A 13,518-nucleotide genomic window follows, 5' to 3' on the forward strand; every position below is an offset into this window, starting at 1 on the left:
CCGACAATGTTTTCATTACAAATCTCTAGTTATCATTTTTAAAGAACTGGAAAGGTAAATGCGGAGGTCAAGTAAAATCTCCTTGTATACTGAATAGTAGTAAAAGAACATTCAATGGAAATGGATAGAGATACAGTTGTAATATTAACCTAGAAAAATAGCTAGTTTAAAGAATAAATGCTAAACCGGAGCTCAAATGGGACGACTGATTAAACACCTTACCAATATATTAGGAATCAATGCTCTCCATCGTTATCCCTATCCCGCTCACGATATTACACTGGCAGGTGATAGGCATTTGCATCTGGTGGGCAGTATTCATATGGGTACGAAAAATATGTTCCCACTGTCGGAAATATTGATAGCACAGCTTAATCAATCCGATACATTAATCGTGGAAGCAGATATTACTCAGTCAGACTCTCCATTTCATGATGAGTTTCAATCATATCACCGTATCGAACAACGTTTATCTTCTGAGATGTATCAGAATTTTCAGGACTGTTGCAATGAGATCCAACAGCAAGAAGAATTCCTCAATCTGTTGCCCTCATGGCAAATCGCTTTAATTTTACAAGCTGGACAAGCACAAAACCTTGGATTGCATCCCCAATACGGTATCGATTATCAGCTCCTGAATGCGGCCAAAGCTCAAGGGAAAACGATTATTGAACTAGAAGGTACTGAATCACAAATTAATTTACTTAATCAAATTCCCAATAACGGCCTGCCACTACTGGAAGATACATTAACCCATTGGCACGCAAATGCCCGTGCTTTACAAACTATGATCAGTTGGTGGATGGACTATCAACCAGAACAACAAGAACATGCTTTACCAACAACTTTCAGTAAAGAGATATACCAACTATTGATGACTGAGCGCAATAAACGATGGAATAAGCGTTTACGGGAATTACCTGCCGGTCGATACCTCATTGCTGTTGGAGTTTTGCATCTGTATGGTGAAGGGAATTTGCCCAAGATGCTGACAGAAAAACAGCATTAAAAAAAGGCCAATATTACATATATCGCTATAATAATATTGGCCAATCATATGAGGTATAATCTGTCATTTTTGTTATTCTTAAGTACGGGATATTACCTGTTTGTATACAAGCAACAGAGCCATAGTCAGATTATCAATTCCATCATTCCATTTCATCCATTATCTTTAATTACAAAATCATCCTATGTAATGAAATCATGACACCTGCGATCATTTTACTAGAGAAACAGAAAGTTAGCTTTACTCTTCATACCTACGAACACGACGCAAATGAGCATAACTTTGGTGATGAAGCAGTGAGGAAATTAAGACTCAATGCCAGGCAAGTCTTCAAAACTTTGCTGGTTGCACTTAATGGTGAGGCTAAAAATTTGGTAGTAGCGGTCACCCCCGTTTCAAGTGAACTAGATTTAAAAAAGGTCGCCAAAGTTTTTAAAGTCAAAAAAGCTGAGATGGCTGATCCGCAAATCGCCCAGAAAGTGACAGGATATCTCGTCGGCGGGATCAGTCCGCTAGGACAGAAAAAACTCTTGCCAACGGTTATTGATAATCAGGCGCGACAGTTCCCTACTATCTTTGTCTCTGGTGGCAAACGAGGGTTAGATATTGAATTAGCGCCATCTGATCTCTGTAGGTTAGCGAAAGGCACCTTCGCTGATATCGCAAGAGTTTAAATTATTCCCCCAAAAGGGCTGCCAAGATTGCAGCCCTGTCGATTTATCATTCTGTCAGGGATTATTGATAAATAATTTCACCCTTTGGCTCATAATCAGCCGCTTTCAATGGTGAATGCTTCTCGATATAGTCTTTCAAAACTTCTGCATCAACAAAACCGGTGTTGACATAGGTTGGATAATTATCAACTCGTGGATAGCCATCACCACCGATAGCATTAAAGTCAAGCATTGCCATGCGGTAAGTTTTATTCGGCTCTAGTGGTTTTCCACCGATTTTTACCTCTTTAACGCCTTTACCATCAGCGATCAGGCTAACATTCACAAACTGTGCGTAAGCACCAGAATCAACTTTCATATTAGCAATCACTGCCAGATATGGTTCAATTTCGCTGCCTTTCATATCAACGTAAACCAATGAGTTGGCAAATGGATGCACTTTCAACACATCTTTATAAGTGATATCGCCAGATTCAATCGAATCGCGAATACCACCGCCACTCATAATCGCAAAATCGGCATCCGCGCGTTCCATCATGGCAGAGAGGGCAACACGGGCCATATTAGTCTGAACAAAACGAACTTTGCTGCGATCCCCTTCCAATTTACCCTCAATAGAACCCACTTTTGCACCAAGCTGTTTATCACCTTTATCCTGATAAGGCATCAGCAACTTTAACATATCCGGGTTTTGTGCAATTTCATGAGTGTAGTAAACACGTTCAGTAGAACCGTCTCCCTTCTGCACTTTCTTTTTGAGGTTAATAGGGATCAACTGATAGTGAGTCAACTTCAATTCACCATTACGAAATTGGAAATCAGCTCGACCAACGTATTTCCCCCACTCATGAGCCTGAACAATCCAAGTACCGTTCTGACGATCCGGCGAACATGGCGTTCCTGGCACATAATCGATCTGCTTATAATTTTTCTTTTCCGCGGACATACAGACCGGATCTTGTGAGTGACCACCAACAATCATATCCAGATAGCCTGCTGGCAAACTGCGAGCCATTTCAACATCGCCCGGCGCATTAGAACCATGATTACCGTTGTCATAGTGCCCCATATGGGTTGCGGCAATAATCACATCTGGCTTTTCATCTCTCTTTAGTTCTTCAACAACCATTTTGGCTTCTGTCGCAGGAACCCGAAATTCAACATCAGGAAAATTAGCCGGGTTGCCGATTTTCGCCGTATCATCAGTCGTCAGACCAATAACGGCAATTTTCACACCCTGTTTATCGAAAATGGTATAAGGCTTGAACAAACGTTTGCCGGTGCTTGCTTGGTAAATATTGGCAGCCAGAAATGGAAAATTTGCCCATTTTTCCTGTTGACGTAGTATTGACAAAGGATTATCAAACTCATGGTTCCCCAACGCCATTGCATCATAGCCCACCAAATTCATGCCCTTAAAATCAGGTTCGGCATCTTGCAAATCAGATTCTGGTACACCGGTATTAATATCTCCGCCGGAAAGTAGCAACACACTACCACCTTTTTTCACGACCTCTTGGCGGATTTCATCAACTACCGTTTTTTGAGCGGCTAAACCATACTCGCCATAATCGTTATGCCAAAAATGCCCATGATGGTCATTGGTGTGCAAAATGGTAATGTCATAGGTTTTGTCCTTCTCCCACGCACTTGCGATTGCAGGAAGTAATGCTATAGATACAACCAAAGCGCAAGCTGAGGTCTTGAACGAGAGTTTCATGGTATATCTCCATGTTTTTTTTAGTGAATTGCCATGCAAAAACAGCTTCAAAAGCTAACAAGGCGGGATAAATTGATCATTTCTTGAGATAGGTTATGTATGTTATGCAGTTATTAGAACATGTTTTGCTTCGTCTTCGCGGGAGTACCATAAAACTATACCCAAAATAGTAAAAAATCAACTCTCTACCTAATATGTATTAAAATTCAACAAATAACCAATATACTGATTACTGATTACTGATTACTGATTACTGATTACTGATTACTGATTAAGACAGGTTGGCAGCGAATATGAGTGAACAGAGCAATACTACTATAGCCCCATCTCCCACAAGAAAAACCAGGAATACCGTTTTCACTATTCTTGGTGCAATCAGTGTTTCACACTTATTGAACGATATGATCCAATCGCTGATTCTGGCGATTTATCCTTTACTACAATTAGAATTTAACCTAAGTTTTGTGCAAATCGGTATGATCACACTGACCTATCAGATTACCGCCTCTTTATTACAACCACTGATAGGTCTCTATACTGATAAACATCCACAACCCTATTCATTACCTGTTGGAATGAGTTTCACTTTATCCGGTCTATTACTGCTGGCCTACGCCAACAATTTCTCGTTAATTCTATTAGCATCTGCATTAATTGGTACAGGCTCTTCGGTATTCCACCCGGAATCGTCGCGCGTAGCACGTATGGCATCCGGTGGTCGACACGGATTAGCTCAATCTCTTTTCCAGGTCGGCGGTAATTTCGGCAGTTCCCTTGGGCCTTTGCTAGCTGCTGTGTTTATTGCTCCCTATGGCAGAGGCAACGTTGGCTGGTTCACTCTGGCAGCATTACTCGGCATCATCGTGCTGCTACAGATCAGTAAATGGTATAAGGCTCAGAATTACATCAAGAAAAATCAAGCTAAAACTGACTTCGCCGTCAAAGTTTTATCAAGAAAAACCGTGATAGGTTCCTTGGTTATTTTGCTAATTTTAATATTTTCCAAATATTTTTATCTCACCAGTATCAGTAGCTATTATACTTTTTACTTAATACACAAATTTGGCATTTCCGTACAAAACGCCCAATTTCATCTGTTTATTTTTTTATTCGCAGTTGCAGCAGGAACCATTATTGGTGGACCAATTGGCGACAGGATCGGCCGAAAGTATGTTATCTGGATATCTATCCTAGGAGTTGCACCTTTTACCTTAGTTCTGCCTTACGCTTCTCTATACTGGACAAGTATTCTATCAGTGATTATTGGTGTGATTCTAGCATCTGCGTTCTCTGCAATCCTGGTATACGCTCAGGAACTTATTCCAGGTAAAACCGGGATGGTATCCGGCCTGTTTTTTGGGCTAGCTTTTGGTATGGGAGGTATTGGCGCAGCGGTACTTGGTGATATTGCAGACAGAACAAGTATTGAACTGGTTTATCAGATTTGTGCTTTTCTGCCATTACTTGGCATATTTACCGCTTTATTACCTAATATAGAAGATAAGAACTAGAAAAATCACCATCCAACCCCACATAAAATTTACTTTTTATGTGGGAATAGTGCTTATTTACCTTATAAATATTCAAATAGAACAACACAAATCCCTGTTACGGGTAATTTAATCCTTTCAATCCATATTTTTTGATGTTTTATTCATTTTTTTAGCGAATTTACCTCGAATTATCTATAAAATACAGTTACACCTACCTCTTCACTATGCTATTTACTAGCCTCAGCACGAAGGAGTCTTAATGGAGCACTCGACACCACTTATCACCACTATCGTTGGCGGGTTCTTTATCGCTTATCTGCTCGGTATGCTGGCACAACGCCTGAAAATCTCACCGCTGGTTGGTTATCTTACTGCGGGAGTACTCGCTGGTCCTTTCACTCCTGGTTTTGTCGCTGATGCATCACTGGCCCCCGAATTGGCAGAAATTGGTGTCATCTTATTGATGTTTGGTGTTGGACTGCATTTTTCACTCAAAGATCTGCTCGCTGTAAAATCCATTGCTATCCCCGGAGCGATTGCGCAAATATTGGTCGCGACATTACTCGGAGTAGGATTATCAGCAATACTGGGGTGGGAATTATTTAGCGGTATCGTCTTTGGTCTCTGTCTATCAACCGCCAGTACCGTTGTTCTGTTACGAGCGCTAGAAGAGCGCCAACTGATCGATAGCCAACGAGGTCAAATAGCTATTGGCTGGCTGATTGTCGAAGATCTGGCGATGGTGCTGACTCTGGTATTACTGCCTGCGGCTGCCGGTATTCTTGGTAATAAAGAAGCCGATATTGGGCAGTTAGTTATCGAACTCGCCATGACCGTCGGCAAAGTTATCGCGTTTATCCTGCTGATGATTGTTGTTGGCCGTCGTCTAATTCCGTGGGTACTGGCAAAAACCGCCAGTACTGGCTCCAGAGAACTGTTTACCCTTGCCGTGTTGGTTATCGCCTTGGGTATCGCTTACGGCGCCGTTGCTCTGTTTGATGCTTCATTCGCACTAGGGGCGTTCTTCGCCGGTATGGTATTAAACGAATCAGAACTAAGCCACCGTGCCGCCCAAGATACGCTGCCACTCAGAGATGCTTTCGCCGTATTGTTCTTCGTTTCTGTTGGCATGCTGTTCGATCCAATGGTCCTCATTCAACAGCCACTATCTATATTGGCAACGTTAGCAATCATTATTATTGGTAAGTCCGCGGCTGCAATGTTACTCGTAAAGATGTTCGGCCACTCACGCCGGACTGCGTTGACAATTTCAGTCAGTCTGGCACAAATCGGTGAATTTGCCTTTATTCTGGCTGGTCTTGGGGTCGCACTTGGCTTACTGGATGGAAATGCCCGTAATCTTGTTCTAGCTGGCGCGATTGTTTCTATCATGCTAAACCCAGTTCTATTTAGCCTGTTGGATCGCTATCTGGAAAAAACAGAAACTATTGAGGAACAGTTGCTGGAAGAAACGCTGGAGGAAGAGACGCAAATTCCTGTCGATATCTGCGGTCACACTATCGTTGTCGGCTACGGACGTATCGGCAGCTTGCTATGCCAACGCTTGCAGGAAAAAGAGATCCCTCTGGTTGTTATTGAAAACACCAGAGCCAAATTTGAGGAACTCGGTGAACAAGGTATCAGTGCCGTCATGGGCAACGCCGCCAGCAAAGATATTATGTCACTGGCTCGCTTGGATTGCGCCTGCTCCCTTCTACTGACCATTCCCAATGGCTATGAAGCAGGTGAGATTGTCGCTAGTGCAAGAGAAGCACGCCCAGATATTAATATCATTGTCCGAGCTGACTATGACGATGAAGTTACCTATATCACGGAGCGTGGGGCTAGCCACGTTATTATTGGCGAGCGTGAAATTGCCAAAACAATGGCAAGTGTATTAGCCAATAGTGAGCAAGGCTATCCGACTGAGCCTCCCCCTGCGTCGCCCTTTTCGCCATTAATCTAAGAAGACGCGACTGTTGATGAAATCATTCCCTATTCCTTACCGAGTAGGGTTTTTTCTTCTATTCTATAGTGAACCATATGAGCCTGTTCTTATCACTTTAAGTACCAGCGATAAGAACGGCTCAGAGGAAACAAAGCTTTCAGTTACAGTATCGATCTACTCAATTCTGTACAGCAAAAATCAATCGGAAAGTCGTAATATCAAATATTTCATTACGTCAAAGATATAAAACACCTTTCATTGACGTGTAAAACATTGAAACAGAGAAAACACATAACACTACAGAAGCGAGACGATAAAACAGATCAGGTTTTAAACTCCCTTTTCCCAGCTTTCCTGCATATAGCATTTTCCCAACCCCCACCCAAATTAAAGAAACAGGCAATAACGCGCAAACAAAAACCGCCATACATGGAATGTATTCTGACCACAAAGTAAATGCAGTAAGAGGAAATATATATGTAGCAAACACAAAAGCCTTAGGATTCAGCAACGTGGCAAATAATACCGTGATAAAGTGGATTTTCGCCGCATTCTTGTCTAATGAGAAATGCCAAACTTTAAAAGCCAAATAAGCAATGTATGTCGAAGCACACATCTTTAAGATAACTAATGACCATACGAAAGCATGAGAGACAGTAGATAAAAATAACCCCCACAAACTAATTGCTGTTATATAACCCAGTGCCTCAGCTAATATCAGCCTGAGTGTACTAATAAAACCATGTGAATATCCAGACGATACCAAAAGAGTATTGGTTGGTCCCGGCATAATTAAGACCATACTCACCATACTGGCAATTCTTATATAATCGTAGTAACTATTCATAGTATCCTCAATGGCTGTTATAGATAATAATTAATTACTTGAAATATAATAGGAAATTTTTAATAAAAAATTTCATCACGTTCCTCCATTTCTTTAAATTAGCAATAATACGTTATAGTCATTAAATACTATGACTTTCATTTAATAGCTATTAGCTACGTATTTTCTTCAAATGTTAGTAGTCTCAATAACTCCAATTCAATAATAAAAGATACAAAAAATCTGTCCTAATATAGGCCACAAAATCAAATAATTACAGTAAACAAAAAGTATTTCGCTAAATGATCCTTCTAAGTTATCAATCATCGATAAAATTTCGCTATCGGAATTAGGATTAGAAAACACTAACTCACATATCAATACTATACAAAAAAATATTAAACTCCGTATCAGCCTAGGGGCTATTTCTAGAATATAGCAGCACCAATCCATATATAACTAATATCATTTCTATATATGGTCGATATCATTTCAATATATAAAGAATATCATTTCAGTATATTACTAATAAAGGAGTATCCTCTAGCCAATCATCTTGATTATAATTATTAAAATCCTTGGATTCACATAATAAGTGCAACATCGTTAATCCGGAAGTAAACATGTTCGTATTCCTTTAAATAATTCATTCGGTGTTTTCCCTCCCCGTGTTTTTCGGGGGCGATTATTTAATCGGTTTACCACAAAATTTATTTCCTGATCTGAGACTTCATTAAAATCCGTTCCCTTTGGAAAGTATTGTCTGATGAGTCCATTGATATTCTCATTTATCCCTCTTTCCCAAGGCGAGTAAGGGTGAGCAAAATAAATTTGGGTTTCTAATTTTTTACTCATGATTTCATGCTCTGCGAACTCCAAACCGTTATCGAATGTGATGGTCTTAACCCTTTGTTTTAACTGGAATAATACTTTCACTACCGCTTTTGCGACTTCTAATGCCCGCTTGCTATCAAGTTTAACAATTATGGTATACAACGTTTTGCGGTCAACCAGGGTTAATAAGACACTTTTTTTATCTTTCCCTATTATCGTATCACCTTCCCAGTCGCCAATACGTTCTTTTTTATCAACGAATTCCGGGCGTTCATCAATACTGGCCCGATTTTTAATTTTGCCTCTTTTTTCATAGCGGCCATAGCGTTTACGATAGGGTTTTCTGGCAATTCGCAGATGTTGCCATAAATCACCCCCCTCTATTTTATCTTGATAAATCAGCCTATAAATCGTCTCATGATGCAAAAATATCCCTTTATGCCGCTTCAAATAATCAACCACCTGTTCAGGACTTAAATCTTGCCAAATTAACCGTTTTATCCATTTTTTGACTTCCGGCGTTATTTTTACGGCTTTTTTAGCAAAATAACGACGAGCCAATCCCTTCAAATGAGCCTGTTCAGGGCAATAGGTTTGAACTTCTTGATTTCTCTTCAATTCTCTGCTGATGGTCGACGGACTTCGCTTAAGTGACTCAGCAATGAAAAGCTGTGAAAAACCCGCTGTTTTTAAACTGGAAATCTGATATCTTTCTGTCTCGGTCAGTTGTGTATAGGCCATAGCGCATTCTCCTGTGGCGGGAAAGATGCCTACTATAGCAACTGACCGCCTTTCTGAAAAATTGCGCTTATTAGTCGAATCCGCCATCAACAATTGAAAAATCAGTTCCAATATTTTTAAAAATTGTGATTTTAGTCCAAATTCATCTTCCATCTGTTACCTCATAAAATAAATAGAAAAATTAGAGAAATCATTAAATCAGCACAAGTCTAGTTGATAATTTTAGCGATATATAGCTATATTATAAATGCTCTATCATGCGTAATTATCATATATAAAACAATAGGATAAGTTGAAAGAAAAAAACAAACAGAAAATTTCATTTGCATATTTTTGCTATCTGAATGATATAAATATTCTATTCCAGAATATTTTTACATATTATGTGAATTTATTTAGACAGATATATAAATAAGAACAAAATACTTTTTCTTTTATCAATTCAACAAAAAATCATTATTCTTAATAAAATAAACTTTAACTATCATTCATAATCTTAATAAATGATTTTATACCTAAATTTCGGCACCGTATAAATTAATACGGCGCCGAAATTTCAGAATTATCGCTCCCAATAAGACTCTTCCAAACTGTCTTCTTTTTCAGGTAAGCCACGACTTAATCGTGGGGAATGCTGACTCAATACCTGATAGCTAACTCTATTTGCATATTTACAAACCTGAGCAAGTGATGAATATGTCAGATAAGTACGGAGATGTTTACTGGAATTAGGCACATTCATTCTGTGGTGATTATTAGCCGTTATATCATGCAGTAAAGCAGATAAAGCACCATCACCAGCACCATTGGTATTCATGATTCTTTCCGGCCCCCCCATATAAGGTTCAATATGGGAATAAACTTTCATTGGGATTTGGCAATCAGATTTACGCATAGCGCGGCTGAATTCATAACGGTTAAATTCAGCAATAGCCCCCGGTAGCAATGGGTGAGTTGTCTGACGCATGTAATCTTTTTCCGTATAACCTGCCATATATAGTCCAGCCGGACCAGCGGTACACAAAACTAAATCAACCCAATCCAACGCCATATCTGAAGCTAATAGCGGATCACTGCAACCAGTAAGCTCATAAGCCTCATCTTCATTCATTGCCAAAACAGAAATATTCTCAACTAAAAAGTCACGCCACCATTGTGGATCATCAGCAATAACATATTTTGTCCCCAACGTCAGAACGACAGGCACACTATGTTTTTTCGCATATTCAATGGCCTTCATGGTCGCTTCTGGCATTGGTTCTCCCGGTTTACAACGAACCAGGTAAGCGGTTAACACCAATGCAGAAGCTTCAGCAATAATCTTCTCAGGAATACTCTCCGGCTTAAGTTGATTCATTTGCCCAGGACTGATGGCAAAAGTGCGCTCACCATTTTCCGTTACTAGCGTAAAACAGCGCCCAATTGCCCCGTTCACACCTTGTAAGTAGTTCAGATCAGTACGGCTAGATGTGTTACATAAATAGCGGTAAGCATAGCTGCCAATCTGAATATTATTGCACATAGTACCTAGTAAGACAGAACGATCATCGGCAAGAACCGAGTAATTATGTAAGGTATTACCAATAGTGCCGCCAGCAAATTCGTGGCTAATAAGATTATTATCAGTAAGTTCTTTATACAGGGCTTCAGCGACATCATCTTCAATAACTAATGAATGCCCTTGGCTGAGGTTATAGCGCTGGATAAAATCTTCGTCTACTTTCGCTTCAATATCTACTAATGTCTGATCGATGCCAACGATATAAGCTCGGTTATTCTCACCATCCATCATCTCTTTAATTGGCTGGAGTAAAGGATCACGCAGACTGACGGGAAAATAGTGTTTTGATTTACGTTTACCGGGGAATTTCATTTTTGGTTGATGCTATAACGCTAAAAGATGCAGCATATTAGCACAACAAAAGACTAACAGGCAGCAAATGTCATTCGACATTTGCTACCAAAAAAACTACGCCGCTTTCTGACGACTACGTGCCATATGACGGATCAGAACAAACACCACAGCTAGGATCAGCCCAATAAAAGCACTGCCTACCAAAATAAGTAAACGTTTCGGTGAATCTTTCGCCGTTGGCTCATAAGGAGCCTGCATATATTTGAATGGTTGGAAATTAACTGTGTCTATTTTAAGTGCCTTAAGCGCCTTTATATAGAACAAACGGTTACGTAAGTCAGCATCAACTGAGGCGGGATCTTTAATATCCTCCGTAATTTTCAGCTTACGTTGTAATGCATCAGCCCCCAAAGCAATGGAATAATCTGGATCGTCTTTGATCATTGCACCTTCACTGGAAATAGGTTTTTTAATTCCTGCTGAATTAGCAATAGATAATGCATGTTTCAATCGCTCAATATTTGCTTCCTGTACGTTATTCACACGATTTAAATCAACCTTATATAAACCTTCAGAGTAAGCAAGCTTTTGTTTTACCATATCACTTAATTCACTCTTCACCTGCTCATGAACAACAGACGACACATAGTCAATATAGCCATTTAACAGGTTATATGCATCCTCAGCAGTTCCAGCACTGAAAATCAATTTAGTTTCACCACTTTCATCATCTTTCTCCGCTTTTGAAGAAGATGAAATATTATCATTTACAATCTTTTCAATAAGTTTTCTTTTTGCAAGCGGTGAATGATCATCTGATTTCGCTATCAGATTTTTAAAATAATCTGTATTGATCAGATATTCTTCACGTAAAACCCGTGAATTAAAATTATTTAAAAAATTATTATACAACGACGACGAAGTTATTGATGGTTGTAAACTTAAAACCTCTAACTTAGTCAGGGTATCTTTAAGTGGTTGTATCTCTTCAAGTTGAGGTTTAACAACAGAAGCCGAACTACTCCACTTTTGTGGCATCAAAGAAGCTGCTGCAAAGCCAATAACAGCAAAAAGAATAGTAACAGCAATAATCAATAACTTTGATTGAAATAAAACAGAGAATAACTCAAACAAATCAATTTCATCATCTTGTTTTGAGTTGTAATAATTAAAATATTCTTCACTGAAATTAGTGCTTTTAATCGGTTTATTACTCATTATTTATATCCAAATTCAAATATGCTGTTACTAATTGATATACAAAAAATCATCCCACTAGCCTATAGGTTAGTTCCCATTTACTCTGAAATAAGTATGGCAGTTCCACTAGGCTGGCATCCTTGTAGCAATATACCTTAAAAAGCCAATGAACCCTAATGATAGATTAATCCTATCACTATTCATTTCTGTTTCTGACAAACCCGTTAACCAACGCTTCAAGGAGTAAAATATGACTAGTATTGTCGTTAAGCGCCGGAATATATTCAAATTTTTCCCCTCCAGCATTAAGAAATATCTCTTTATTTAGCTGTTTTATCTCTTCCAAAGTTTCCAGACAATCAGACGAAAATCCGGGGCAAATCACCTGAATATGCTTTATTCCCTGATTAGGCAGGGATTTCACTGTTTGATCCATGTATGGCGTCAACCATTGTTCACGACCAAAACGCGACTGATAAGCCATTATTACCTGCTCTGCCGGATAATTAATTGCTTGCTTTAGCAATCGTGTTGTTAATTTACACTGCTCAGCATAAATATCACCCGTATCAACAAAACGCTGCGGAATGCCATGATAGGAAAGCAATAATCTGTCTGGTTGACCATGCTTATCGAAACTCTGCTCAATAGTCTCTTTCAGTGCAGAAATATAAGCCGGATGAGCAGCATAATTACGAATAAAGTGAATCCCAGGAATAGTGCGATATTTTTGCAATACCCGACTGATACCATCAAATACCGCCGCAGATGAGGAGCTGGAATATTGGGGATAAAGCGGCAAAACAATCAATTGTTCAACATTCTGCTTAAGTAAGTTATCAATCGCTTGCTCAAGAGATGGAGAACCGTAATTCATTCCCAGTTCAACAGGGATGTCAGCAAGTTTCTCTGCCAGTAATTTCTGTTGCCGACGGCCATATACTAACAGAGGAGAACCTTCATCAGTCCAAATTTTCTGATATAACTTTGCTACACGTGAAGAACGTAAAGGCAAAACAAAACCATATAATATCGGCTTCCAGATAAATCGAGATAAGTCTACGACTCTTTTATCGCTCAGAAACTCGGCTAAATAACGTCTTATAGCCGCAGTTGTTGGCTTATCAGGAGTACCAAGATTAACTAATAAAACACCATATTTACCGTTGTTCATTATGTCGATCCTTAATTGTTTCGCTGGTGAAAACCCTAGCATAA

10 protein-coding genes are annotated in these 13,518 nt (G+C 39.4%); 4 read left to right on the plus strand and 6 right to left on the minus strand.

Features of this window, described 5'->3' with window-relative positions:
* Positions 1–196: 196 nt before the first annotated feature.
* A complete protein-coding gene (locus tag B0X70_RS18855; RefSeq protein WP_217470113.1) occupies positions 197–1,009 on the plus strand; it encodes a TraB/GumN family protein in 813 nt (270 codons plus the stop codon).
* Between the two features lie 197 nt (positions 1,010–1,206).
* Entirely contained in the window at positions 1,207–1,683 is a 477-nt protein-coding gene (ybaK, locus tag B0X70_RS18860) for a Cys-tRNA(Pro)/Cys-tRNA(Cys) deacylase YbaK (protein WP_065389278.1), read from the plus strand.
* Between the two features lie 61 nt (positions 1,684–1,744).
* On the opposite strand, the gene ushA is transcribed toward ybaK, so the two are convergent.
* Positions 1,745–3,403, minus strand: coding sequence for a bifunctional UDP-sugar hydrolase/5'-nucleotidase UshA (gene ushA / locus B0X70_RS18865; protein ID WP_036808925.1), 1,659 nt, complete (start codon positions 3,401–3,403; stop codon positions 1,745–1,747).
* A 293-nt stretch (positions 3,404–3,696) separates the two neighbouring features.
* Between ushA and B0X70_RS18870 the strand changes: the two genes are divergently transcribed.
* Together B0X70_RS18870 and ybaL are read left to right on the plus strand one after the other, a co-directional pair.
* Complete coding sequence (locus tag B0X70_RS18870) at positions 3,697–4,914, plus strand: MFS transporter (protein WP_036808922.1); 1,218 nt, start codon at positions 3,697–3,699, stop codon at positions 4,912–4,914.
* 241 nt (positions 4,915–5,155) lie between these two features.
* On the plus strand, positions 5,156–6,862 hold the full coding sequence (gene ybaL, locus B0X70_RS18875) for a YbaL family putative K(+) efflux transporter (protein WP_036808918.1): 1,707 nt from the start codon (positions 5,156–5,158) through the stop codon (positions 6,860–6,862).
* Between the two features lie 217 nt (positions 6,863–7,079).
* Here ybaL and B0X70_RS18880 read toward each other — a convergent pair whose 3' ends face one another.
* From B0X70_RS18880 to hemH, 5 genes are all read right to left on the minus strand, one after another.
* Positions 7,080–7,691, minus strand: coding sequence for a LysE family translocator (locus tag B0X70_RS18880; protein ID WP_036808915.1), 612 nt, complete (start codon positions 7,689–7,691; stop codon positions 7,080–7,082).
* 585 nt (positions 7,692–8,276) lie between these two features.
* Positions 8,277–9,245, minus strand: coding sequence for an IS30 family transposase (locus B0X70_RS18885; RefSeq protein WP_217471769.1), 969 nt, complete (start codon positions 9,243–9,245; stop codon positions 8,277–8,279).
* Between the two features lie 562 nt (positions 9,246–9,807).
* Complete coding sequence (locus B0X70_RS18890; protein ID WP_036808913.1) at positions 9,808–11,118, minus strand: inosine/guanosine kinase; 1,311 nt, start codon at positions 11,116–11,118, stop codon at positions 9,808–9,810.
* A gap of 96 nt (positions 11,119–11,214) precedes the next feature.
* Positions 11,215–12,318, minus strand: coding sequence for an LPS O-antigen length regulator Wzz(fepE) (wzz(fepE), locus tag B0X70_RS18895; protein WP_217470115.1), 1,104 nt, complete (start codon positions 12,316–12,318; stop codon positions 11,215–11,217).
* Between the two features lie 178 nt (positions 12,319–12,496).
* Positions 12,497–13,474 (minus strand): ferrochelatase, encoded by a 978-nt coding sequence (gene hemH, locus B0X70_RS18900; protein WP_036775176.1) that lies wholly within the window; start codon positions 13,472–13,474, stop codon positions 12,497–12,499.
* Between the last annotated feature and the right edge of the window lie 44 nt (positions 13,475–13,518).

This window comes from Photorhabdus akhurstii, assembly GCF_019090985.1.
Lineage (GTDB): Bacteria > Pseudomonadota > Gammaproteobacteria > Enterobacterales > Enterobacteriaceae > Photorhabdus > Photorhabdus akhurstii.

Excerpts from the sequence above, each read along its gene's own strand:
- B0X70_RS18880 (WP_036808915.1), bottom strand. The coding sequence starts at position 7,691 with ATGAATAGTTACTACGATTATATAAGAATTGCCAGTATGGTGAGTATG.
- ybaK (WP_065389278.1), top strand. The coding sequence starts at position 1,207 with ATGACACCTGCGATCATTTTACTAGAGAAACAGAAAGTTAGCTTTACT.
- hemH (WP_036775176.1), bottom strand. The coding sequence starts at position 13,474 with ATGAACAACGGTAAATATGGTGTTTTATTAGTTAATCTTGGTACTCCT.
- ushA (WP_036808925.1), bottom strand. The coding sequence starts at position 3,403 with ATGAAACTCTCGTTCAAGACCTCAGCTTGCGCTTTGGTTGTATCTATA.
- ybaL (WP_036808918.1), top strand. The coding sequence starts at position 5,156 with ATGGAGCACTCGACACCACTTATCACCACTATCGTTGGCGGGTTCTTT.
- B0X70_RS18855 (WP_217470113.1), top strand. The coding sequence starts at position 197 with ATGGGACGACTGATTAAACACCTTACCAATATATTAGGAATCAATGCT.
- B0X70_RS18870 (WP_036808922.1), top strand. The coding sequence starts at position 3,697 with ATGAGTGAACAGAGCAATACTACTATAGCCCCATCTCCCACAAGAAAA.
- B0X70_RS18890 (WP_036808913.1), bottom strand. The coding sequence starts at position 11,118 with ATGAAATTCCCCGGTAAACGTAAATCAAAACACTATTTTCCCGTCAGT.
- B0X70_RS18885 (WP_217471769.1), bottom strand. The coding sequence starts at position 9,245 with ATGGCCTATACACAACTGACCGAGACAGAAAGATATCAGATTTCCAGT.